Origin of the sequence: Kitasatospora acidiphila, from assembly GCF_006636205.1 — a bacterium.
Lineage (GTDB): Bacteria > Actinomycetota > Actinomycetes > Streptomycetales > Streptomycetaceae > Kitasatospora > Kitasatospora acidiphila.
Genome location: NZ_VIGB01000003.1, coordinates 6807089 through 6828556, shown reverse-complemented (window position 1 = coordinate 6828556; position 21468 = coordinate 6807089). Strand labels below are relative to the sequence as shown.

The following is a 21468-nucleotide window of genomic DNA, read 5'->3' as shown; positions in this document are numbered from 1 at the left end:
CCGATGCTCTACCGTAAGTATCACGCAAGTCACATACGGCTACGCCGGAAGTGCACCGCGCGAGCATGCCCGCCCTCCCTGGGAGCGGTATGCCCGCGCCCAGGGAGGCAGGCCACCGGCAGCGCCGTCGCAACCAACAGCACAACCACCCCCGCGCCCTGACCAGGAGTCAGCCATGCCCGGAACCTCGCTCACCGCACCCACCGCCACGGTCGCCGTCCCCGCCCTCCCCGCCACTGGCGCTTCCCCTCCGAGCCCGCGTCCGTCCCGCGCGCCCGGCGCGCGATCGCCGACGCGCTCCCCGACCACTGCCCCACGCAACTCTCCTACGAGCTCCGCCTCCTCACCACCGAGCTCGTCACCAACGCCATCCGCCACGGCGCCGACCCCGACGAGGACGAGCTGATCGAGCTCTCCTTCTGGACCGCCGACGGCCACTACTGGCTCGCCGTCTCCGACCCCTCCCCCACCCACCCCACGCTCAAGCGCCCCGCCCCCGACACCGAAACCGGCCGCGGCCTCCTCCTCGTCGAATCCCTCAGCGACGCCTGGGGCGTCAAGTCCCGCCCCACCCGCGGCAAGTCCGTCATCGCCGGCATCCGCTTGAGCCAGAACTGACGAGCGGTCAGCGAGCATGGTGAGCTGACCCGGCCAAGAGCAGCTGGGCCAGCTCGCCGCGCCGCAGCCTCACTCGTGGCAGGACCTGGACGTGACTGGCGAGCCCGATCGTAGGCCGCGACAACCCTCGTTCGGGTCAGTGTCCTTGACCACCCGGCTCGGCCGCGCCACACTGTGCGCCTCCAGCCGTGGAGCGCGACGTCAACGGCGAGATAGTAGTCGCCGATCACCCTGGCCACGGCCCGCTCCCCGGAGGTCACATGATCGGCGGACTGACGTCACCCCTGGCGGGAAAGCGGGTCCTCGCCCTGGTTGACGGGGAGCACTATCCCGAGGTGGTCCGGGAAACGCTGAGCACACTGCCCTGCCGGGTAGTGGGTGCCATGCTCGTCGGCGGGGCCGAAAAGCTGCGGGGGACACCGGACTTCGGCGCGCCGCTCCTGACCGGGACCATCGCGGACGCCGTGTCAGCCTGCGGGGCCGATCTGGTCCTCGACTTGTCGGACGAGCCGGTGGTCGGCGGTCCGGAGCGGATGGCGTACGCGGTTCGCGCGATGGCGTGCGGAGTCGCGTACATGGGAGCGGACTTCTACTTCGAACCGCCACGGCTGGCTCCGTTCGCGCTCCCGTCCATCGGCATCGCCGGCACGGGCAAGCGCATCGGTAAGACCGCCGTGAGCGGGCACACCGCGCGCTTGCTGGCCGGGCGGTGGAACGTCGTGGTCGTCGCCATGGGCCGCGGCGGCCCTGCCGCCCCCGAGGTGGTGACCGCTCCACCGGGCCTGACCGACCTCCTGGCGCTGTCCCGCTCTGGCCGACACGCCGCGTCCGACTACATTGAGGACGCGGTACTCGCCGGAGTGGCCACTGTAGGGGCACGACGTTGCGGCGGCGGCTTCGCGGCCGCTCCGTTCGCCTCGAACGTCGAGGCGGCGGCCGAGATGGCGGCGCAGCTCTCGCCGGATCTCGTTCTGTTCGAGGGCAGCGGGACCGTCCTGCCACCGGTGGAGGTGCGCCGGCGGATCCTGGTGGTCGGGGGCGAGCAGGACCCCGACCGGGTGCTCGGCTATCTGGGCGCGTACCGCCTCCTGGTGTCCGACCTGGTGGTTCTCACCCTGCCGGATCCGCAGCTCGATGTCCGGGCCATGCGCACGGCCCTCCGCCAGATCCGGGACGTTCCGCTGATCGCGGCCGCACTTCGTCCGCGACCGGTCTCGGACGTGTCGGGGCGTCGCGTCGCATTCTTCACAACTGCCGCACCACACCTGCTGCCTGGAATGATCGACCACCTGCGGACGAGATACGGCACCTGTGTGGTCCACGCCACAGGTGCCCTTGCGGACCGGAACCGGCTGCAGGCCGAACTCGCGGAAGTGGACGCGGACGTGTACCTGGTGGAGCTCAAGGCGGCCGCCATCGACGTCGTCGCCGAACATGCCGAGCAGCGCGGCATTCCGGTGGTGTTCTGCGACACCGAGGTGAGTCCGCTACCCGGCGAACCTTGCTTCGATCAGGTCGTCCTCGCACTGGCGGATGAGGCCCTTCGCGGAGATCCGCCACGATCGGGCCTCGGCTGGCGGTGAAGGCCTCCGGCAGATACGGCCCGTCCGCTGGCTGCTCCCGGTCCGAGCGGACGACTAGGGACTGTCCGGGCGACCTTGCACCGTTATCTGCACTTCCTCTTCTCGTTGCGACGAACTCAGCTCGGCTTGGCCTGGGCCTCCTTGGCGGACGCCTCCAGCCTGTTCCAGTACTCCTGGTACCAGGCCTCGTCGCCGCCGTCCATGTTGCTGTTGGTCTCCCGCATGCCGACCTTGCCGTCGATCAGCTCGCGGACGATGTCGGCGTGGCCGGCGTGACGGTTCGTCTCGGCCGTCATGTGCAGCATGATCCGCTGAAGCGTCACGTCGCCGTCGTCGCCCCACCACGCGACGTGGCCCATCGCATCGAGCGGCAGCGCCTCGATCGTCGCGTCCGCGTGCGCCCAGGCGCGGTAGTAGAGGCTGAGGATATCCTCGCGCGACTCGTCGGCGGGTGCCCACATGTCCGAGTTGGGCTCGGAGTCCTCCTCGTGCCAGGGGAGGGATTCGTTGTGCGGACGGCCGAAAGTCGGGCCGAAGTACCCGAGCTCGACACTGGCGAGGTGCTTGACGAGGCCGAGGAGGTTGGTGCCAGTCGGCGTCAGGGGGCGGCGGACGTCGTACTCGGACAATCCGTCCAGCTTCCAGATGATGGCTTCGCGGGCCGCCTTGAGGTAGCGGTGCAGGTCGTCTTTAGGATCATTGGGCTTCATGCGGCCGAGTCTCGCATCACCTGCCGACAGCGGTCGCGTGGGTTTCCCGGTTGCCCAGAAGGCATCAGCCGGCGACCGGGCCGTCTACGCCGCGAACCAGCCGTCCCGGGAAGTCGGATGGGGCAGGCATTCGGACAGTTCCAATACCCGACTCCGCCATTGGCGGTGTTCGACGAGGACGTCATTCGGCACTACCAGGAGCACCTGGCACAGCGGCGCCAGGTCCGCCCGGAGGACGAATACCGCGAGACCACGCGCGATGAGTGGGCCGAGTTCGAGGAGCACTTCGACCGCCGCAAGGTCGAGCTCGGCATCCCACAGGTCCGCGTCCACATCCCAGCCACAGAGAGCTACTCGTGATACCCAGTCATTCCCGCCCCATCCGAACTCCGCTGCCCTGTCAGACCGGACAGGGCAGCGATCCACTCACCGTGCTCAACTCCCCAGCCAGGCCGACGAGTCCGCTGTGGGCCCGTTCGACGACAGCACACTGGCTCCGTCGACAGGTTTCCGCAGCGTAGTAGCATCGGGGCCGACAACAGCAGTTGACCGTCGGTGGCACGGCTGAGGTGTCCTCCGACCGACCTCACAGCCGGCTTTCGTCTGTCCCAGCAGCCCGACGCGTCGCCGATGCCGTCACCAGTGAGGAGCCGTCCCATGGAACCTGTCACGTTGATCACCGGTGGTTCGAGTGGAATCGGTGCGGCCACGACCCGTGCTCTGATCAAGCAGGGTCACCGCGTGGCGATCACCGGCCGCGATGCTGATCGGCTGGCCGCTTTCGCTGCCTCCACCGGAGCGGGGGAGCGACTGCTGACCATCAGCGGTGACACCAGTGACGAGAGCCATGTCGCCTCGGCCGTTCGTCAAGTCACGAGCCACTGGGGCCGATTGGACACGGTGATCGCCAACGCCGGGTTCTCCCTGCCCGGCACCCTCGAGGACCACGACCCTCAGGCGATGCGTGCCATGGTCCTCACCAACGTCCTCGGCCCGGCTCTGCTGGTGCGGGAGACACTGCCGCACCTCAGGGAGTCCAAGGGCCGGATCGTGATCGTCGGTTCGGTCGCGGGCATCAGGAACACGCCCGGCAACCTGTACTCCGTCACCAAGTGGGCCGCGCACGCCCTGGTCGAGAACGTCCGGCTCCTGGTGGCCAAGGACGGCGTTGGCGTCACCCTCGTGGCCCCGGGGGTCGTGGACACCCCGTTCTGGGACGAGCGCGGTGGCTGCCCCGAGGCGGCACCGTCACTGACCCCGAGCAGGTCGCCGAGACGATCCTCTTCGCTGTCAACCAACCCGAAGGCGTGGACATCAGCAGCCTCGTCGTGCGGCCTGCCGGCCAGGTCAACTGAGCGAGCGGCAACTCAGTGGGCGGGAGCCGGCTCGGACGACGGCTGCCACTCCCGCCTGAGCAGCCCGTAGACCCACGAGTCTGAGACCTCGCCGTTGACGACGCAGTCCTCCCGCAGCGTCCCTTCACGCACGAAGCCGAGCTTCTCCAGCACGCGGGCGGATGCCACGTTGCGTGTATCGGCCTCGGCTTGGACGCGGTTGAGGTCCAGCGTGTCGAATGCCCACCGCAGCAGAGCGCGCGCGACCTCGGTCGCGTAGCCGTGGCCCCACGCTGCCTCGTTGAATACGTAGCCGAGCGACGCGCTGCGGTAGTCCGGATTCCACCCGCTCAGGCTGCACCAGCCGATGAACGCCCCGTCGGAGACACGATCCACGGCCAGCCGTGCCCCGGTGCCCTCCTGTGCCATCTGCCGGCAGGCCGTGATGAACTTCTCGGCACGCCCGCGTTCGCTCCACGGCGGCGAGTCCCAGTAGCGCAGCACGTAGGCGTTGCTGTGGAGTGCGAAGAGGTCGTCCGCGTCCGCGTCTTCGAAGGCACGCAGTCGAAGACGAGCGGTGTGCAACGAGGGGGTTGGCAGCGAGATGCTCATGTTCCGTCCCATGATCGGTGGCTGATCAAGTCAGACATCCGGTACGGGTCACTCGCAACGGCTTTTCTCGGCGGGCTGGCAGAACGACGTGTGCGCTCACCGGCGCAGCCCGCATGACGGCGTGTCAGACCTCAGACGGGGTGAGCCGGTAGGAGGGAAGTCCGCGCCGGCGGATGAGGAACTCGGCGACGACGAGATTGGGCAGCCAGGCCAGGAAGGGCAGCGGGGCGTAGGCGTTGTCGAAGACGCGCGTGCCGTCGACGGTTCCGTGCGCGGTGGCCAGTTGGAGGGCGATGAGGACACCGAGCCAGGCTCGGAGCGTCACGGCGGCGTAGGTGATGGCGAAGCTGCGGATCATCCAGGCACGGTGGTTGGGCACGTCGCGCTCGCGGATGGCCCGGTATCCGCGCCAGGTGGTCCAGGCCCAGAGCACGGCGAGGCCGCCGAACCCGAAGAAGCCGTCGAAGGCCGCCGAGTTGAAGAAGGACATGACGAACGCGGCCACCGATCCGACACCGACCCCGAGGACGTAGAGCCGGCCGCTCCAGCGGTGCACGGCCGGGAACCGTTCGCGCAGCACGGTAAAGAACTGGAACGGGCCGACCAGCAGCGCGAGCGCGGCCATCCCGATGTGGAGGTAGAAGGCGGCCTGGATGGCGATCGGGCGCTCGGCGTAGGTCGCGGCCAACCCCTGGTGCCCCGCTCTGATGGGGAGTTCGACATCGGCGTAGCTTCCAACGGCGTACCCGACTACTGCGAGGGAGGTCAGCAGGACGACGCTCCAGCTCACCCGTGCGCCGTTCCTGGCTCGCGTGACGGGGGTGGTGGGAGCGGCTGCGGTGGTGGTCATGGTGGCCCGATCGGCTCGGTGTGAGGACGGAATCGCGCGGGCGGGGCGCGCAAGCGCCAGTCTCACCGGGCGCTCCGGTCCGGGCCAATGGGGAAGCCACCCTGGGCCGTTGGGGGTTAACCCGACCACGCCCACGCAACCGTGCTGCCTGGAATGCTCGGTGAGCCGGGTGAGTTCCTGGGCCTAGCGTGACCGCCGCCAGGTGTACGCCCATACGGCCGCCGCGGCGATGGAAGCGAAGGTGATCGCGCAGAGAACGGCGTGCAGTCCACGGGTGAAGGGGTGGACGATGGTGACGAGTGTGCCGAAGGCGGCGACGCCGACCGCCGATCCGGACTGCCGGGCGGTGTTGAGCGCGGCCGCGGCGATGCCCGCGCGGTCCGTGTCGACGGTGCCCAGGGCCGGTGCGGTGGCGGCCGGGGAGATGAATCCGCCGGCCAGCCCGATCACCGCCATCGGCGCGAGCGCCAACCAGTACGGCGAGCTGCGGGTGGCGCCGAGCAGCCCCAGCGCCCCGAGCGCGTAACCGCCGAAGGCCGCGCACATGGACCAGCGCGGACCGAGCAGCCGCGCCGCCCGGGCGGAGCCGAAGCCGCCGACGGCGACCGTGGCGGTCAGCGGCAGCAGCGCCAGCCCGGCCTGGAACGGCGAGTAGCCGCGGATCTGCTGGAAGTAGAGGCCGCAGACGAACAGCAGACCGTAGAAGACCAGCGCCGAGGTCGCGGAGACCACCGTGGAACCCGCGAACACGCGGCCGCGGAACAGCGACAGCGGGAGCATCGGGTGCGGACTGCGGCTCTCGGTGACGATGAAGGCGGCCGCGGCCACGGCGGCCGCCGCCACGGCTGCCCACAGCAGCGGCGGGCTCCAGTCGCGGCCCTGGATGAGCGCGGCGATCGGCAGGCCGAGCGCTACGACCGCGCTCCCCTGCCCGACCAGGTCCAGGCGCTGCGGCAGCGACCGGGCCGGCTGGTCGGCAAGGGTCCGCGCCAGCCACACTCCGGCCAGCCCGATGGGCACATTGACGAAGAAGATGCTGCGCCAGCCGAGCCAGCTGATCAGGCCGCCGCCGATCAACGGCCCCGCGGCCATGGCGACTGCGCCGAGCGACATCCAGATCCCGATCGCCCGGGCTCGCAGCTCGGGCTCGGGATGGGCCTGGTTGATCAGTTTGAGGGCGGCCGGTACCAGGACCGCTGCGCCAAGGCCCTGTACCGCCCGGCCGGCGGCCAGCATCGGAAGGCCGGTCGCCAGGCCGCAGCCGGCGGATGCGGCGGTGAACAGCAGCAGGCCCGCCAGATAGGCCCGGCGGGCGCCCCAGCGGTCCGCCAGGGTGCCGCCGGTCAGCAGCAGGCCGGCGAAGGCGAGCGTGTAGGCGTTCACCACCCACTGCAGGCCGTCGATTCCGGTGCCTAGGCTGCCGGAGATGCCGTTCAGTGCGACGTTCACGATCGACGCGTCCAGCAGGACGACGACATAGCTGACACCGGTCGCCGCCAGCACGCGTCGACGAAGCCGGGCGCCCGACGTCGCGGGCTGCGGCGTCGGCCTCCCGGGTGGCGGCACGGCGTGGACTGTCTCGTTCATGCCCCGACCATGGCAGCGAATCACCTCCATGCCGGTGGAAGTGTGCCCGGGTGACAATGACCGCATGACCTCCCCCGCGCGCACCGGCGAACCCGACATCGCCCGGGTGGCGGGCTTGTTCGCCAACGGCACCCGTGCCCGCATCCTCATGGCGCTCGCCGGAGGCGGCAGCCTGCCCGCGAGCGTGCTGGCGGAGCACGCGGGCGTCACTCCCCAGGCCGCCAGCACCCAGCTGAACCGGCTCAGCCGGGCCGGGCTGATCACCGTCCGGCCGTCGGGGCGGAACCGCTACTACGAGCTCGCCGACCGCCGGATCGCCGAGCTGATGGAGAGCCTGGCCGCGCTCGCCCCTGCCCAGCCGGTGGCGCGGACGCTCCGCGCCAGCAGCCGCAGTGCGGCGCTGCGGCGGGCTCGCGTCTGCTACGACCACACCGCCGGGCTGCTCGGGGTCACCATCACCGAGGCCCTGCTGAACAGCGGCGCGCTGGTCCCCGTGGGTGGCACCGAGCCGACTGCCGATCAGACCGCGGAGTCGGAGCACCCGTATCGGCTCGGCCCGGCCGCGATACCGGTGCTGACCGGCCTCGGGGTGCCGGAGAGCCACCTCGCCGACGATCAGGAGCGCCCGCTGCTGAGCTTCTGCCTGGACTGGACCGAGCAACGGCACCACCTGGCCGGGCGTCTCGGCGCGGACCTGCTCGATGTCTTCAGCACCGCCGGATGGATCACCCGGGCAGCCAATACCCGTGCTCTGCACCTGACTTCGGCCGGTGAGGACGAGCTGGCCCGCCGGCTCGGCATGCGCAGCAGCGGTGCCGCACCCGCCGCGCACCCGTAGCCCGGCGGGCGGCCCGGTCGCAGACGTCCCCCGAAGTCCAGTGACTGACGACGTGCAAGCCGACGCCCCGTCAGTCGGTCGCGATCCCGTCGAGGACGCTCGGCCGGGTCGCCTGCCGGGCCGGCCAGAGGGCCGCCAGCAGGCTCACCGCGCCCGCGCCGAGGACGTAGGCGGCGAGCCGGCCGTACGGCACCACGGTGGTCAGATCGCTCACCGCGTCCTTGGACATCCGCACCACCACCCAGGCCATCAGCACACCCATCGTGATGCCGAGCACCGCACCGAAGGTACCGATGGCCACCGACTCCAGCCGTAGCATCCGCCGGATCCCGCGCCGGTCCAGGCCGACGGCCCGGAGCAGGCCGATCTCGCGGCGGCGCTCGAAGACCGACATGGTCAGCGTGTTGACCACGCCCAGCACGGCGATCACCACGGCCATCCCCAGCAGCCCGTACATCACATCGATCAGCAGGGACATCCGCGAGGCGTACGCTTCTTGGAGGTCGTGGCGGGACTGCACCTGGATCAGCGGATTGTCGCCGGTGGCGTCCCGCAGAGCCTGCTGCAGCTGCGCGGTGGCTCCGCCCGTGCCCCTCACCAGCACGGCGGCATAGGACGGCTGCGCGAGGTGCGGGCTCAGCACCGCCTCGCTCACCAGGCTCGGACCCTCCAGGTCGGAGGTCCGGTAGATGCCGCCGATCGTCAACTCCCCTGGTGTGCCGTCCGGGTAGACCACATGGAGGCTGCTGCCGACCGTCCAGCCGGACCGGCTCGCGGAGGCCTGCTCGACCAGCAGCTGCCCCTGCCCGAGGGCCGCCGTCGATCCGCTCACCATCTTGGGAACCATCTGCCGGTCCAGCCCTGCCGGGTCCACCCCGGTGACCGCCAGCGGGTCGGAGCCTCCGCCCGGCAGTTTCAGCATCTCCGCGTCCAACGGCTCGGTGGCCGCGACCCCGGGCGCCGAGGCGACCGCGGCGAGGGCGGCGGGCGAAAGCGGCTGGCCGAACGACGCGTTGACCCGGTAGTCGGCTCGCATGCCCTCGGTCACCTGCTGGTCGATGGCGCTGGTCATCGAGCCGCCGATCACCGTCAGCCCGCTGATCAGGGCGATCCCGATGGTGAGCGCGGAGGCGGTGGCGGCGGTGCGGCGGGGGTTGCGCACCGCGTTCCGCCGGGCCAGTCGGCCGCTGATCCCGAACAGCCGTCCGCAGAGCGGCCCGACCAGCGCGATCGCCGGTCGGGAGAGCAGCGGCGTCAGCACCAGCACGCCGATCATCAACACCACCGCACCCAGCGCAACCAGGTACAACGCATTCCTGCCGTGCCAGGCGCTCCCTAGCAGTAGGGCCGTCAGTCCGAGCCCGGCCAGTGCCAGGCCGACGCCGTTGCGCAGCACCAGGCTGCGCTGGGTGGCCGGCGCCTCGATGCCGTTGAGCGCGGCCACCGGGGCGACCCGGGAGGCCCGCACGGCCGGCAGCAGGGCGGAGACCACGGTCACCAGCACACCGGTGAGCAGGGTGGTCAGCACGGTCGTGGGCGAGACCACCAGCGTGCCGGTCATCACCTGGCTGCCCCAGGATCCCACACTGCCGACGCCGATGCCGAGCAGCAGGCCCAGTGCCGAGGTAGCGCCGCCCACCAGCAGCGCCTCGATCAGCACCGAGCGGCGCACCTGGCGCCGGCTCGCACCGAGCGCCCGCAGCAGCGCCAACTCCCGGGTGCGCTGGGCGATCAGCATGCTGAAGGTGTTGGCGATCAGGAAGATCCCGACGAAGAGCGCGATTCCTGCGAAGCAGAGCAGCACGATCTCCAGGGTTTTGCTCGCTTTCTCCACCAACGTGCTCTGGTCGGAGCGGAGTTGGCTGACGGTCTCGGTCTTGATGTTGCGGCCGTGCGGAACCGCGCGGGCGGCCTGGGCGGCCAACTGGTCCTCGCTGATGCCGGGTTTGGCGGTGAGCGCGATGGCCCCGTACCGGCCCGGTTGGCCGTAGTAGAGCTGCGCGGTGCCGGTGTCGAGGAGCACCAGGGAGCCGCCCGCCGTCACTTCGGGGTCGTCGGTGCTGAAGATCCCGGTCACCGTCACCTGCGTGACCGGGCCGGTGACGGCCAGCCGGAGGGTGTCGCCGACCTTGAAGTGCTGCTTGGCGGCCGTCGTCCGGTCGATGGCGATGCCGTGCGCGTCGGTCGGCCCGGCGCCCTGGAGCATCGGGTACCTGGCGTCCAGACCGCCCGGCCCCGGCGACCAGTTGGTGCCGTAGGTGTCGCCCCGACGGCCGATCAGGCCGCCGTGCGGATCGGCGAGTCCGGCGAACCCGGTGACGATGCCGCGTGCGGTCGCGGTGCCCGGCAGGTCGGCCAGCGCCCGCAGGGTGGCGTCGGTGAGCGGGGCGGTTGCGCCGATGCGGTCCTTCGGTCCCGAGCCCGGACCGGTGGCGGTGTCGGTGACCTGGACCGCAATGCCCGTGTAGCTCACCGAGATGCTGTTCTTGAAGGAGGCCCCGACCGAGTCGGCGAAGATCATGGTGCCGGCCACGAAGGCGGTGCTGAGCAGCACGGCCAGCGCGGTCATCAGCAGCCGGCCCTTGTGCGCGAGCACATTGCGCAGTGCGATGCGGTACATCAGCTGGTCCGGCCCTTCGCCTCGAAGCGGCGCATCCGGTCCAGCACGGCGTCGGCCGTCGGTGCGGTCAGCTCGTCGACGACCCGGCCGTCGGCCAGGAAGACCACCCGGTCCGCGTAGCCCGCCGCGACCGGGTCGTGGGTGACCATCACAACGGTCTGGCCGAGTTCGCGGACCGAGTTGCGCAGGAAGGTGAGGATCTCGGCACCGGAGCGGGAGTCCAGGTTGCCGGTGGGTTCATCGGCGAAGATGATCTCGGGTCGGGTGGCGAGCGCCCTGGCCACCGCCACGCGCTGCTGCTGGCCGCCGGACAGCTGGCTCGGCCGGTGCTCCAGCCGCTCGCCCAGGCCGACGGCCGCCACCACCTTGGCCAGCCACTCCTGGTCGGGCTCGCGACCGGCGATGTCCAGCGGCAGCGTGATGTTCTCCAGCGCGGTCAGGGTCGGCAGCAGGTTGAAGGCCTGGAAGACGAAGCCGATCCGGTCCCGGCGCAGGCGGGTCAGCTGCGCCTCCTTGAGAGTGGTGATCTCGGTTTCGCCGATGGCGGCGGAGCCGGAACTGACCGAGTCCAGGCCGGCCATGCAGTACATCAGGGTGGACTTGCCGGAGCCGGAGGGGCCCATGATCGCGGCGAACTCGCCGTGCCGGAACTCGACGCTGACGTTGTCCAGGGCGACCACCCTGGTCTCCCCCGCGCCGTAGACCTTGTTCAGGCCGACCGACCGGGCGGCGGACGTGCTCGGGTGCACAAGTGCTCCTGTTGGGAGTTGACGGGTTGTGCCTCCAAGGTCCCGCGCTGCAGGGCGGGTCGGCGTCCCGCGCGGAGCCGATCTTGCGGGCCCGGCGTATGCCCGCGGGCATACGTCTGCGCGCCGATGGCGGTCGCCGGGCGGGTGGCTACGATCAGCGGCGTGGATCGAACCATGCCGCGTCCCCCGCTGCTCGAACGCGTCCCGTTCTGGGCGTGGAGCGCGCTCCTGTGGTGTGCGGCCGCCGCGCTCGCCGTGGAGATCGCCGTCCGGCAACCGGCGGCGTTCCGGGGGGCGGGGTGGCTCTGGACGGTGCTGTCGTGCGTGATGGCTGCGCCGCTTGGATTCGCCCGCCGGTGGCCGGAGCCGGTGCTGGGCGTGGTGTTGACCGCCTCGTTGGTCACCGTGGCGCTCGGGCGGTCGCCTTGGCCGCTCTTCCTCGGGATCACCGACCTCCTGCTGCTCCACATCGCGGCCATCACCCCGCTCCGACTGCGCACGGCCGCGCTGGTCCTGGGAGCGCTGGCCGTGGAGGTGTGCGGCTGGCGCGGAGCCACGGGCACCTGGTTGGCGCCGCCGCACACGGCGATTCCGATCGCCTCGGCCACGGTGGTCTCCTGGGCGATCGGCAACTCGCTGCGGCAGCGCCGCCAGTACGCGCAGAGTCTGCGCGTCCAGGCCGTCCAGGGCGAACGGCTGCGGATCGCACGGGAGTTGCACGACGAGGTGGCCCACAGCATCGGCGTGATCGCGATCCAGTCCGGGGCGGCCCGGCTGGCCGGGGACGACCCGGCGGAGGTCGACAAGGCACTGGGCGTGATCGAGGCGACCAGCCGGCAGACGCTGGCCGGGTTGCGTCGGATGCTCGGCACGCTGCGGCATGACGAGGCCGGCCCGGCAACGGGGTTGGCGGACCTGGACCGGCTGGCGAAGACCGCGGCGCAGTCCGGTGTGCGGGTGGACGTGCGCTGGCAGGGCCGGCGGCGGGCGCTGGCGCCGGAGGTCGAGCTCTCCGCCTTCCGGATCGTGCAGGAGTCGGTGACCAACGTGGTGCGGCACGCGAACACGCGGCGCTGCTGGGTGTCGGTGGACTACGGGGAGGCGGAGTTGGCGATCGAGGTGCTGGACGACGGGCGGGGCGGGGCGCCTTCCGGGGATGGGGACGGGGACGGCGGCGGCTACGGCATCGCGGGGATGCGCGAGCGGGTCGAGCTGCTGGCGGGCCGGTTCAGCGCGGAGGTGCGGCCGGAGGGCGGCTTCCGGGTGAGCGCGAGGCTGCCGGTATGAGGGTGCGGACGGTCCTGGTGGACGATCAGGAACTGGTCCGCGCGGGCCTGAAGTTGGCGATCTCGCGGACGCCGGACCTGGAGGTGGTGGGCGAGGCTGGCACCGGCGCGGAGGCGGTGCGGGTGGTGCGTGAACTCGCACCGGATGTGGTGCTGATGGATCTCCGGATGCCGGGCGTCGACGGCATCGAGGCAACCCGGCTGATCACGAGTCAGGCGACCGACACCCGAGTGCTGGTCCTGACCACGTTCGACGACGACGAGAACGTGTTCGGTTCGCTGCGAGCCGGGGCCAGCGGATTCCTGGTGAAGGACATGCCGGTGCCGGAGCTGCTCGGTGCGATCCGGCTGGTCGCGGCGGGCGACGGCCTGATCGCGCCGAGCGTGACGCGGCAGTTGATCGAGGAGTTCGCGGGGCGGCGCCGAAGGCACGGGCCACGGCTGGACGCCATCACCGAGCGGGAGTGCGAGGTGCTGACGCTCGTCGGGCGCGGCTTGTCCAACCAGGAGATCGCGACGCGACTGGGCATCGCGCCGGGCACCGCGAAGATCCACGTGGCCCGGTTGATGACGAAGTTGGGGGTGCGGGACCGGGTGCATCTGGTGATCACGGCGTACGAGACCGGCTTGGTCTCGCCATAGCACCGCAACCGTCGTCGAGGCGCCGAACTGGCCGAGTGGGGTGGGGACGTAGCCGACGCGGACCGGGACCGTCGACTCAGTACAGGGTGCCGAGTGCCCGCAGGTCGAAGGGCTTGAGCTCGTCGGCGCGGCCGCTGAGGATCTTCGCGGCCCACTCGGGGTCGCCCAGCATGGAGCGGCCGACCGCGACGAGGTCGAACTCGTCGCGCTCCAGCCGGTCCAGCAGTGCCGCGATGTCCGTGGCGCTGGAGCGCTCACCCTGGAACAGCGCCTTGGTGAAGTCGACGTCGAGGCCGACCGAGCCGACGCTGATCGTCGCCTTGCCGGAGACCTTCTTCGCCCAGCCCGCGAGGTTGAGGTCCGAGCCGTCGAACTCCGGCAGCCAGAACCGGCGGGTCGAGCAGTGGAAGGCGTCGGCGCCCGCCTCGGCGAGTGGGGTGAGGAGCGCGTCGAGCTCCTGCGGCGATTCGGCGATCTTCGCCTCGTAGGCGCCCATCTTCCACTGGGAGAACCGGAAGATGATCGGGAAGTCCGGCGATACGGCCTGGCGGCAGGCGGCCACGATCTCGGCGGCGAACCGGGCCCGGGAGGCGGTGTCGCCACCGTAGCCGTCGCTGCGCTGGTTCGTCCGGGCCCACAGGAACTGGTCGATGAGGTAGCCGTGCGCCCCGTGCAGTTCGACGCCGTCGAAGCCGCGGGCTTCGGCGGCGGCCGCGCCGGCGGCGAAGGCCGCGATCACGTCGTCGACGTCCTGCGAGGTCATCGCCTTGCCCGCCGCCGAGCCGTCGATGGAGATCCCCGAGGGGCCGAGCTGCGGAGCCTGCGGGACGGGCGGCGCACCGGCGGCGCGCGCCATGCCCACGTGCCACAGCTGCGGCACGATCTTCCCGCCCGCACGGTGGACCGCCTGCGCCACCTCGCTCCAGCCGGCGAGCGCGTCCTCGCCGTGGAACCGGGGGACGCGGTCGCTGGTCCCCGCCGAGTCGTGGCCGATGTACGTCCCCTCGGTGACGATCAGGCCCGCCCCGCCTGCCGCCCGGCGGGCGTAGTACTCCGCCACATCGGCGCCCGGCACCCCGCCGGGCGAGAACTCGCGGGTCATCGGCGCCATCACGATGCGATTCCGGAGCGTGAGGCCGCCCAGGGTGAAGGGGCGGGCCAGCACACTCGTGGCACGCGCGGTCGAGTTCGTGGAACTGGAACTGGAACTGGAGCTGGAAGGCACGGCGTTCACTCTCCGTCGAGGGGTGGCCCCGCCTCTGGGCGGCACGGCCTGGTCCACTCCCGCCAACCACGAAACCGCCGCCACAGTTCCCGCTCCAGCGCCTCGTCCTGATCAAGCGTCAGGCGTCAGACGCCAGGCGCCAGACGTCAGGCCGTCACCCCAGCTCCGCCGCCTTGCGCAGCAGCACCGACCGCTCGCGGGCGTTGCCGCACAGCCGGGCGGCGAGCTCCAGCTCGGCCCGGGCCTCGGCGGTCCGGCCGAGGCGGACCAGGAGCTCGCCGCGCACACTCGGGAGCAGGTGCGACCCCGACAGGCGGCCGGAGGCGACCAGTTCGTCGACCATGGACAGCGCCTGCTGCGGTCCGCTCGCCATCGCGACGGCCACGGCCCGGTTGAGCTCGACGACTGGTGACGGAGCCACCCGGCCGAGCGCCTCGTAGAGGAGCACGACCCGCTCCCAGTCGGTCTCCCCCACCGAGGGCGCCGCCGCGTGGCAGGCGGCGATCGCGGCCTGCAGACCGTACGGTCCGAGGCCCCGCCCGACCGCCGCGGCCCGGCCGAGCGCGGCCAGACCACGACGGATCGCGGAGCGGTCCCACAGCCGCCGGTCCTGGTCCTCCAGGAGCACCGCCTCCCCGTCCGGCCCGGTACGCGCCGGAAAGCGCGCGGCGGTGAGCTCGAACAGCGCGAGCAGCCCGGACAGCTCCGGCTCACCGGGCAGCAGGGCGGCCAGCATCCGGGCCAACCGGACGGCCTCGTACGCGAGGTCGGTACGCAGCAGGCGGTCGCCGGTCGACGCCGTCGAGCCCTCCGTGAAGATCACGTACAGGACGCTCAGGACACCGCCGAGCCGCTCCCGCCGCTCCTCGGACGGCGGCAGTTCGAACGGCACGTGCGCCGCGGCGATCGTCTTCTTGGCCCGGGTGATCCGGGCCTGGACGGTCGGCACGGGCACCAGGAACGCCCGGGCGATCTCCTCGCTGGACAGGCCGCCCACCACGCGCAGCGTGAGCGCCACCCGGGCCTCGGGCGCGAGCACCGGATGGCAGGCCGTGAACATCAGCGCGAGGACGTCGTCGTCGACCCGGTCGGGATCCCACGGCAGGTCGTCGGACCCGCCCCGCGAGGCCACCGCGCCCGAGCTGAACTCACCGTCGGCCAGTTGGCCGGCGAGCATGGCGTACCGCTCGTCCAGCGCCGACCTGCGGCGGAAGGCGTCGATGGCCCGCCGCCGTGCCGTCGCCAGCAGCCAGCCCACCGGGTTGGCCGGCGCACCGTCGCGCGACCAGGAGACGAGTGCCTCCGCCAGCGCCTCCTGCGCGACGTCCTCGGCGAGCGCGAAGTCCCCCGTGTAGCGGGCCAGCGCGCCGACGATCCGCGCGGACTCGATCCGCCAGACCGCCTCGACGGCCCGCCGCGCCGACTCGGCGATCGGCGGGCCGTCGCAGGCCCCGGGTGTCAGAGCTGGCCCGTCCGCTCGCGCCACGCCCGCTCCTTGATGATCCACTCGTTGTCCTGCGGGAACTCCTCGATGCCCGGCACCCGGCGGACCTCGACCTTCGAGCCGGGGAAGAACGGGAGCCGCTTGGCCCACTCGACGGCCTCCTCCTTCGAGGCGACGTCGAGCACGTAGAAGCCGCCGAACAGCTCCTTCGTCTCACCGTACGGGCCGTCGGTGACAACCGGGGTCTCCCCGCTGAAGTCGACCACCACGCCCTGCGACGGATCGTCCAGGCCCTCGGCGGCGACGAGCACGCCCGCCCGGATCAACTCCTCGTTGAAACGGCCCACCGTCTCGAGCATCTCCTCGAAGGGCGTCTCCATCATCTTCGCGACGGATTCGTCCGTGCCTCGCATGATCAGCATGTACTTCGCCATCGTCCTTCTCCTTGATCGGGGGTCGCCTCTCGACCCTCTCTACCCCAGGTCGAACGGCGCGGGCGCAGATCGACACGGTAGCCGGAGATCGACCGAATTTTTTTTAAACGGGCGCCTTCACCCGCCTCGGGGCAGGGTCCAGGCCGGGGAGTCCGCCGGTGGCAGGGGGTCGGCCTGTCAGCTCGGCCCCGGCTCCGCCTGCCGGATGTCGGCCTGCGCCAGCCCGCCCGGCGCGAAGACGGCTGCGGCGACCCGCAGCTGCGGCGCCAGGCGGACCACAGCTCCTCCAGCAGCGCACCGCGGTTCTCCGCACCCGTACACACTTCGGTGAACGGCTCGCCGGTGGCGATCTCCTGCCCGTCCGAGCGGTAGGTGGTCATCAGCACGCCCTGGCCCGGCTGGAGGTCGCTGATTTGCAGGGTCATCCGGTTGGTGGCCGCGCGGTCACCGCCGCTGCGCCGCGCAGCGCCGAACCAGACCGGGCCGCCGCCACGTCCGTCGGCGATGACGGTCAGGCGCGGGGTGAAGATCGGCGGGTCCGGCTCGTAGTCCAGGCCGTCCAGGGCCAGGGTGGGAGTCTGGCCCACGGTGAGGCGGTTGGCGACTATGGCGATCTGCTCTCCGTTGCCGAAGACCAGCCAGTCTCCGGTCTGGCGGGCGGCGACGTAGTGGCGCAGGTGGTCCTGGGCGCGTGAGTCGTCCGATGGGGCGACGATGAGTTCACCCCGCGGAGTGCGATGGAGGGTGCGGGCCTGGGATGCGGGGCTGCGTCCGGTGAGGAAGTAGGCGCCGAGCGTGCTGCCGTCGCCGGTCCGGCACCACAGCACACCGCGCCCGGGGTAGCGGTTGCCCCTCAGCACCTCGTCCAACATGTTCACCGTGTCCAGTACCCTTCCCGATCACATCGACTGACGCATCGTCACCAGCATCAGCCTGCTGAAGCACAGGCCTTGCTCAAGTCACCTGCCGCAGAAGCTATCGGCCCGAGATCGGGCTGCTTGCCGTCCGCCACGGCCTGTTGGGCGTTCTGCACGGCCTTGGAGAGGCTGTCGGCCGCCTTGGCGCTGTCCCTGCCGGCGTGGATCTTCTTGGCATCGTCGTTCAGCTTCTTGAGCGCGTCGGCGGTGCGTTGACGACGCGCCTGGTCGGTCAACTGGCCGACGTTGGTGGCCGAATCCGTCAAGTCCTGCACGTCACCGGTGATGGTGATGGCCGTCTTGCCGCAGCTCACCGCCTGCTTGCCGTCGCAGCCGACGAGCGCGGCGCCCGCCACCGCCAACACGACGGCGGCGCCCACGATCCGGCTGATCCTCAACTCCATCCGGGTTCTCCTCCCCGCTGGTGGCTGGCGACTCCGAGGCGGGCTACGCCGCCCCGATGGTCGCGGTCTCCGAGGCCGTGTCGATCACTTCGTCCAGCACATCGCGGGAGCGCACCAGTTCGGTGATCATGCGGTTGATGCGGTCGCGCTCCGCGGAGAGCTCCTCGACCAGCTCCGGGGTGGCGATCTCGTTCGGGCGGCCGTCCGTGTCCCTCATGCAGGGCAGCAGTTGGGCGATCTTCTTGCTGTTGAGGCCCGCCGCGTAGAGCGTCTGGATCCGGACCACGCGGTCCACCGCCCACTCCCCGTAGTCCCGGTGGCCGCCTGGCGTGCGCTCGGCGCGCAGCAGTTCCTGGGTTTCGTAGTAGCGCAGGGAGCGCTCACTCACCCCGCTGCGCCGGGCCAGCTCACCGATCCGCATGTCCTCCCCCTCACCTGATGCCACTTCAACTCGAGTCTGACACTGACGCTTGAGCTTGAAACCGCCACTCGACCTTGAATCTGACACTGATGGCAACTTCTACCATGCCGGTGTGAACGAGCGCACCGCTCACGTCAACGCCCGCGTCAACGGAGGAGAAAGCGATGAGTGACCTGACTGGCAAGGTGGCACTGGTGACCGGTGGCAGCCGCGGGATCGGTGCGGCGATAGCGAGGCGACTGGCCGACGAGGGCGCGGCGGTCGCACTCACCTACGTGCAGGCGGCGGACGGGGCACGCCAGGTCGTCAAGCGGATCGAGGCGGCCGGCGGCACGGCCGTTGCCATCCAGGCCGACCTGACCCGGCCGAACGCCGCGGCGGAAGCGGTGGAGCAGACGGTGCGGGAGTTGGGCCGCCTCGACATCCTGGTGAACAACGCGGGCTTCCTCACCTACGGCCCGCTGGCCGAGGTGTCCGCCGAGGAACTGGACCGGGTGCTGGCGGTGGACGTCCGCTCGGTGTTCCTGGCCGCCCAGGCCGCCGCCAACCACATGACCGACGGCGGGCGGATCATCAGCATCGGCTCGTGCTTCAACGGGCGGGTGCCGTTCCCGAACTTCGTGCTGCAGGCGACGGCCAAGTCCGCACTCATCGGGCTGACCAAGGGACTTGCCCGGGAGCTGGGGCCGCGCGGCATCACCGCCACCATCGTGGACCCGGGCCCGATCGACACCGACATGAACCCGGCCGACGGCGACAGTGCCGAGGTCCAGCGCGACCTCACGGCCCTTGGTCAGTACGGCGAGGCCGACGACATCGCCAACGCGGTGGCCTACCTGGCGGGCCCCGGCGGCCGCTACATCACGGGCACCGCCCTCGCCGTGGACGGCGGGTACACCGCGTGACTCGGTGACCCCGTGCCACCGTGACCTCTTGGCTCGAGCACCGACGCCGCGGGCGCCCACCGACCATGCCGGTGGGCGCCCGCGGCGTCATGGCGTCATGCCTAGCCCGACCCGCTCAGTCCTTGAACGTCCCGCCCTCGGCGGCGATCCGCTCCAGCATCGCCGGCGGGGCGAACCGCTCGCCGTACTTGGCGGCCAACTCCCGGGCCCGTGCGGCGAATCCGGCCGGTCCACCCTGGTAGCCGTTGATGTACTGCAGCACGCCACCGGTCCAGGCCGGGTAGCCGATGCCCAGGATGGAGCCGACGTTCGCATCGGCGACCGAGGTCAACACGCCCTCCTCCAGGCACCGCACGCTGTCCAGCGCCTCCGCGAAGAGCATCCGCTCCTTCATGTCCTCGAACGGGACCTCGGCGTCCGGACGGGCGAAGTGCTCGCGCAGGCCCGGCCAGAGGCGACCGCGCCGGCCGTCCTCGTCGTACTCGTAGAAGCCGGCGCCGCCGCTGCGCCCGGGCCGGTTGAACTCCTCGACCATCCGGTCGAAGACGACGTCCGCCGGGTGCGGCTCCCACGCCCTGCCGGCCTCCTCGACCGCGCGGCGCGCCTCGCCGCGGATCTTGCGGGGCAGCGTCAGCGTCAACTCGTCCAGCAGGGAGAGCACCTTCGCGGGGTACCCGGCCTGGGCGGCCGCCTGCTCGATGGAGGCCGGCTCCACGCCCTCCGCCACCATCGCGACGCCCTCGTTGATGAACTGGCCGATCACCCGCGAGGTGAAGAACCCGCGCGAGTCGTTGACCACGATCGGGGTCTTGCCCAACTTCCGGACCAGGTCGAAGGCGCGGGCCACCGCCTCCTCACCGGTCCGCACGCCGCGGATGATCTCGACCAGCGGCATCTTGTCGACCGGCGAGAAGAAGTGCAGGCCGATGAAGTCGGCGTCCCGCTCGACTCCCTCCGCCAGCAGGCTGATCGGCAGGGTGGAGGTGTTGGAGCAGAGCAGCGCGTCCGGCGCGACGACGCCCTGCACCTCCTGGAAGACCTTGTGCTTGAGCTCGACGTTCTCGAAGACGGCCTCGATCACCGCGTCGCAGCCCGCCAGGTCGGCGACGTCCGCCGTGGCCGTGATCCGGCCGAGCAGTTCGTCGCGCTGCTCCGCCGTGCTCCGCCCGCGCGCGACCGCCTTGTCCAACAGCCCGGCGGAGTACGCCTTGCCGTGCTCGGCGGCCTCGACGGTCATGTCCTTGAGCACCACCTGCAGCCCGGCCTTGGCGCAGGCATAGGCGATGCCCGCACCCATCATGCCGGCGCCCAGCACGGCGACCTTGGACACCGGCCGCTCCGGTACCCCGGCCGGACGGGAGGCGCCGGCGTTGACCGCCTGCATGTCGAAGAACAGGGCCTGGATCATGTTCTTGGCGGTCTGGCCGGTCGCCAACTCGGTGAAGTAGCGGGCCTCGATGACCATCGCGGTGTCGACGTCGACCTGGCTGCTCTCCACCGCCGCCGCCAGCACGTTGCGCGGCGCGGGGTACGGGGCGCCGTTCAGCTGCTTGCGCAGGTTCGCGGGGTAGGCCGGGAGTTGGGCGGCCAGCGCGGGCGTCGCAGGAGTGCCGCCCGGGATCTTGTAGCCCTTGACGTCCCACGGCTGCTGAGCGGTCTCGTTCGCAAGCACCCAGGCCCGCGCCTTGGCGAGCAACTCCTCCTGGGTGTCCGCCAGTTCATGGACCAGGCCGGCCTCGACCGCGGCCGCCGGGCGGTACTGGCGGCCGGTCAGCAGCCACTTCAGCAGCGCGTCGGCCAGGCCGAGCAGCCGCACGGTGCGCACCACGCCACCACCGCCCGGCAGCAGGCCCAGCGTCACCTCGGGGAACCCGATCTTGCTCTTCGGCGTGTTCAGCGCGATCCGGTGGTGGCAGGCCAGCGCCAGTTCCAGACCGCCGCCCAGGGCACTGCCGTTGATCGCGGCGACCACCGGAACACCGAGGGTCTCCAGGGTGCGCATGGCCTGCTTCAGCGTCAACGAGCCGGCGAGGAACTCCTCGGCGTGCTCGGGCTGGACGGCGGAGAGCATCCGCAGGTCACCGCCGGCGAAGAAGGTCTTCTTGGCGGAGGTGAGGATCACGCCGCGCAGGCCCTCGGTCGCGGCCAGGCGCGCCACGACCTCCTGGAACTGCTCGGTGAAGCGGGAGTTCATGGTGTTGACGGACTGGTCCGGGTCGTCGAGGACGAGGGTGACGATGCCCTCCTGGTCCTGCTCCCAGCGGATCACGGTCAGCTCGCTCATAACAG

The 21468-nt window shown here is 71.1% G+C and carries 21 protein-coding genes; 8 read left to right on the top strand and 13 right to left on the bottom strand.

Annotation, left to right across the window (positions count from 1 at the left end):
- The first annotated feature begins 285 nt into the window (after positions 1 to 285).
- Both E6W39_RS32330 and E6W39_RS32325 read left to right on the top strand, forming a co-directional pair.
- On the top strand, positions 286 to 618 hold the full coding sequence (locus E6W39_RS32330) for an ATP-binding protein (RefSeq protein WP_141638078.1): 333 nt from the start codon (positions 286 to 288) through the stop codon (positions 616 to 618).
- 188 nt (positions 619 to 806) lie between these two features.
- A complete protein-coding gene (locus tag E6W39_RS32325) occupies positions 807 to 2201 on the top strand; it encodes a 2,3-diphosphoglycerate synthetase (RefSeq protein ID WP_141636499.1) in 1395 nt (464 codons plus the stop codon).
- Positions 2202 to 2317: 116 nt separating this feature from the next.
- Here E6W39_RS32325 and E6W39_RS32320 read toward each other — a convergent pair whose 3' ends face one another.
- Positions 2318 to 2911 (bottom strand): DinB family protein, encoded by a 594-nt coding sequence (locus E6W39_RS32320; RefSeq protein WP_141636498.1) that lies wholly within the window; start codon positions 2909 to 2911, stop codon positions 2318 to 2320.
- 117 nt (positions 2912 to 3028) lie between these two features.
- On the opposite strand from E6W39_RS32320, the gene E6W39_RS42180 reads away from it, so the two are divergent.
- Entirely contained in the window at positions 3029 to 3271 is a 243-nt protein-coding gene (locus E6W39_RS42180; protein ID WP_228718451.1) for a hypothetical protein, read from the top strand.
- 297 nt (positions 3272 to 3568) lie between these two features.
- Positions 3569 to 4336 (top strand): SDR family oxidoreductase, encoded by a 768-nt coding sequence (locus tag E6W39_RS32310; RefSeq protein ID WP_323809116.1) that lies wholly within the window; start codon positions 3569 to 3571, stop codon positions 4334 to 4336.
- Here the strand turns inward: E6W39_RS32310 and E6W39_RS32305 are convergent.
- The 3 genes from E6W39_RS32305 to E6W39_RS32295 form a co-directional block, all read right to left on the bottom strand.
- Entirely contained in the window at positions 4279 to 4857 is a 579-nt protein-coding gene (locus tag E6W39_RS32305; RefSeq protein WP_141636497.1) for a GNAT family N-acetyltransferase, read from the bottom strand. The two genes, E6W39_RS32310 and E6W39_RS32305, sit on opposite strands and share 58 nt — an antisense overlap.
- 124 nt (positions 4858 to 4981) lie before the next feature.
- On the bottom strand, positions 4982 to 5707 hold the full coding sequence (locus E6W39_RS32300) for a DUF2306 domain-containing protein (protein WP_141636496.1): 726 nt from the start codon (positions 5705 to 5707) through the stop codon (positions 4982 to 4984).
- 183 nt (positions 5708 to 5890) lie between these two features.
- On the bottom strand, positions 5891 to 7294 hold the full coding sequence (locus E6W39_RS32295; protein WP_141636495.1) for an MFS transporter: 1404 nt from the start codon (positions 7292 to 7294) through the stop codon (positions 5891 to 5893).
- A 64-nt stretch (positions 7295 to 7358) separates the two neighbouring features.
- Between E6W39_RS32295 and E6W39_RS32290 the strand changes: the two genes are divergently transcribed.
- The gene (locus E6W39_RS32290; RefSeq protein WP_141636494.1) at positions 7359 to 8132 is read left to right on the top strand and encodes an ArsR/SmtB family transcription factor; all 774 of its coding nucleotides are present in this window, start codon (positions 7359 to 7361) and stop codon (positions 8130 to 8132) included.
- Between the two features lie 70 nt (positions 8133 to 8202).
- On the opposite strand, the gene E6W39_RS32285 is transcribed toward E6W39_RS32290, so the two are convergent.
- Both E6W39_RS32285 and E6W39_RS32280 read right to left on the bottom strand, forming a co-directional pair.
- On the bottom strand, positions 8203 to 10752 hold the full coding sequence (locus tag E6W39_RS32285) for an ABC transporter permease (protein ID WP_141636493.1): 2550 nt from the start codon (positions 10750 to 10752) through the stop codon (positions 8203 to 8205).
- Positions 10752 to 11501, bottom strand: coding sequence for an ABC transporter ATP-binding protein (locus tag E6W39_RS32280; protein WP_141636492.1), 750 nt, complete (start codon positions 11499 to 11501; stop codon positions 10752 to 10754). Before E6W39_RS32280 ends, E6W39_RS32285 begins: the two co-directional genes overlap by 1 nt.
- Positions 11502 to 11663: 162 nt before the next feature.
- Here E6W39_RS32280 and E6W39_RS32275 point away from each other — a divergent pair, with 162 nt between their 5' ends.
- Entirely contained in the window at positions 11664 to 12788 is a 1125-nt protein-coding gene (locus E6W39_RS32275) for a sensor histidine kinase (protein ID WP_228718450.1), read from the top strand.
- A complete protein-coding gene (locus E6W39_RS32270; RefSeq protein ID WP_141636491.1) occupies positions 12785 to 13429 on the top strand; it encodes a response regulator in 645 nt (214 codons plus the stop codon). Before E6W39_RS32275 ends, E6W39_RS32270 begins: the two co-directional genes overlap by 4 nt.
- Before the next feature lie 76 nt (positions 13430 to 13505).
- Here E6W39_RS32270 and E6W39_RS32265 read toward each other — a convergent pair whose 3' ends face one another.
- From E6W39_RS32265 to E6W39_RS32240, 6 genes are all read right to left on the bottom strand, one after another.
- The gene (locus tag E6W39_RS32265; RefSeq protein ID WP_141636490.1) at positions 13506 to 14654 is read right to left on the bottom strand and encodes an NADH:flavin oxidoreductase; all 1149 of its coding nucleotides are present in this window, start codon (positions 14652 to 14654) and stop codon (positions 13506 to 13508) included.
- A 154-nt stretch (positions 14655 to 14808) separates the two neighbouring features.
- Complete coding sequence (locus tag E6W39_RS32260; protein WP_141636489.1) at positions 14809 to 16140, bottom strand: RNA polymerase sigma factor; 1332 nt, start codon at positions 16138 to 16140, stop codon at positions 14809 to 14811.
- Positions 16113 to 16532, bottom strand: a complete 420-nt coding sequence (locus E6W39_RS32255; protein ID WP_141636488.1) for a YciI family protein — start codon at positions 16530 to 16532, stop codon at positions 16113 to 16115. The genes E6W39_RS32260 and E6W39_RS32255 overlap by 28 nt, the downstream gene beginning before the upstream one ends.
- Entirely contained in the window at positions 16514 to 17404 is an 891-nt protein-coding gene (locus tag E6W39_RS32250) for an IMP cyclohydrolase (RefSeq protein WP_228718755.1), read from the bottom strand. The genes E6W39_RS32255 and E6W39_RS32250 overlap by 19 nt, the downstream gene beginning before the upstream one ends.
- A gap of 56 nt (positions 17405 to 17460) precedes the next feature.
- Positions 17461 to 17829 carry a hypothetical protein gene (locus tag E6W39_RS32245; protein WP_141636487.1) on the bottom strand — a complete coding sequence of 123 codons (369 nt, stop codon included), beginning with the start codon at positions 17827 to 17829 and terminating at the stop codon, positions 17461 to 17463.
- A 67-nt stretch (positions 17830 to 17896) separates the two neighbouring features.
- Positions 17897 to 18274, bottom strand: a complete 378-nt coding sequence (locus E6W39_RS32240; RefSeq protein WP_141636486.1) for a MerR family transcriptional regulator — start codon at positions 18272 to 18274, stop codon at positions 17897 to 17899.
- A 164-nt stretch (positions 18275 to 18438) separates the two neighbouring features.
- On the opposite strand from E6W39_RS32240, the gene E6W39_RS32235 reads away from it, so the two are divergent.
- Positions 18439 to 19179 (top strand): SDR family NAD(P)-dependent oxidoreductase, encoded by a 741-nt coding sequence (locus E6W39_RS32235; RefSeq protein ID WP_141636485.1) that lies wholly within the window; start codon positions 18439 to 18441, stop codon positions 19177 to 19179.
- 115 nt (positions 19180 to 19294) lie between these two features.
- On the opposite strand, the gene E6W39_RS32230 is transcribed toward E6W39_RS32235, so the two are convergent.
- Entirely contained in the window at positions 19295 to 21463 is a 2169-nt protein-coding gene (locus E6W39_RS32230; RefSeq protein WP_141636484.1) for an FAD-dependent oxidoreductase, read from the bottom strand.
- Between the last annotated feature and the right edge of the window lie 5 nt (positions 21464 to 21468).

What these genes read in the sequence shown, in the direction of transcription:
- E6W39_RS32320 (WP_141636498.1), bottom strand. Translation starts at nt 2,911, where the DNA reads ATGAAGCCCAATGATCCTAAAGACGACCTGCACCGCTACCTCAAGGCG.
- E6W39_RS42180 (WP_228718451.1), top strand. Translation starts at nt 3,029, where the DNA reads ATGGGGCAGGCATTCGGACAGTTCCAATACCCGACTCCGCCATTGGCG.
- E6W39_RS32310 (WP_323809116.1), top strand. Translation starts at nt 3,569, where the DNA reads ATGGAACCTGTCACGTTGATCACCGGTGGTTCGAGTGGAATCGGTGCG.
- E6W39_RS32305 (WP_141636497.1), bottom strand. Translation starts at nt 4,857, where the DNA reads ATGAGCATCTCGCTGCCAACCCCCTCGTTGCACACCGCTCGTCTTCGA.
- E6W39_RS32300 (WP_141636496.1), bottom strand. Translation starts at nt 5,707, where the DNA reads ATGACCACCACCGCAGCCGCTCCCACCACCCCCGTCACGCGAGCCAGG.
- E6W39_RS32295 (WP_141636495.1), bottom strand. Translation starts at nt 7,294, where the DNA reads ATGAACGAGACAGTCCACGCCGTGCCGCCACCCGGGAGGCCGACGCCG.
- E6W39_RS32290 (WP_141636494.1), top strand. Translation starts at nt 7,359, where the DNA reads ATGACCTCCCCCGCGCGCACCGGCGAACCCGACATCGCCCGGGTGGCG.
- E6W39_RS32285 (WP_141636493.1), bottom strand. Translation starts at nt 10,752, where the DNA reads ATGTACCGCATCGCACTGCGCAATGTGCTCGCGCACAAGGGCCGGCTG.
- E6W39_RS32270 (WP_141636491.1), top strand. Translation starts at nt 12,785, where the DNA reads ATGAGGGTGCGGACGGTCCTGGTGGACGATCAGGAACTGGTCCGCGCG.
- E6W39_RS32255 (WP_141636488.1), bottom strand. Translation starts at nt 16,532, where the DNA reads ATGGCGAAGTACATGCTGATCATGCGAGGCACGGACGAATCCGTCGCG.
- E6W39_RS32250 (WP_228718755.1), bottom strand. Translation starts at nt 17,404, where the DNA reads ATGTTGGACGAGGTGCTGAGGGGCAACCGCTACCCCGGGCGCGGTGTG.
- E6W39_RS32240 (WP_141636486.1), bottom strand. Translation starts at nt 18,274, where the DNA reads ATGCGGATCGGTGAGCTGGCCCGGCGCAGCGGGGTGAGTGAGCGCTCC.
- E6W39_RS32235 (WP_141636485.1), top strand. Translation starts at nt 18,439, where the DNA reads ATGAGTGACCTGACTGGCAAGGTGGCACTGGTGACCGGTGGCAGCCGC.
- E6W39_RS32230 (WP_141636484.1), bottom strand. Translation starts at nt 21,463, where the DNA reads ATGAGCGAGCTGACCGTGATCCGCTGGGAGCAGGACCAGGAGGGCATC.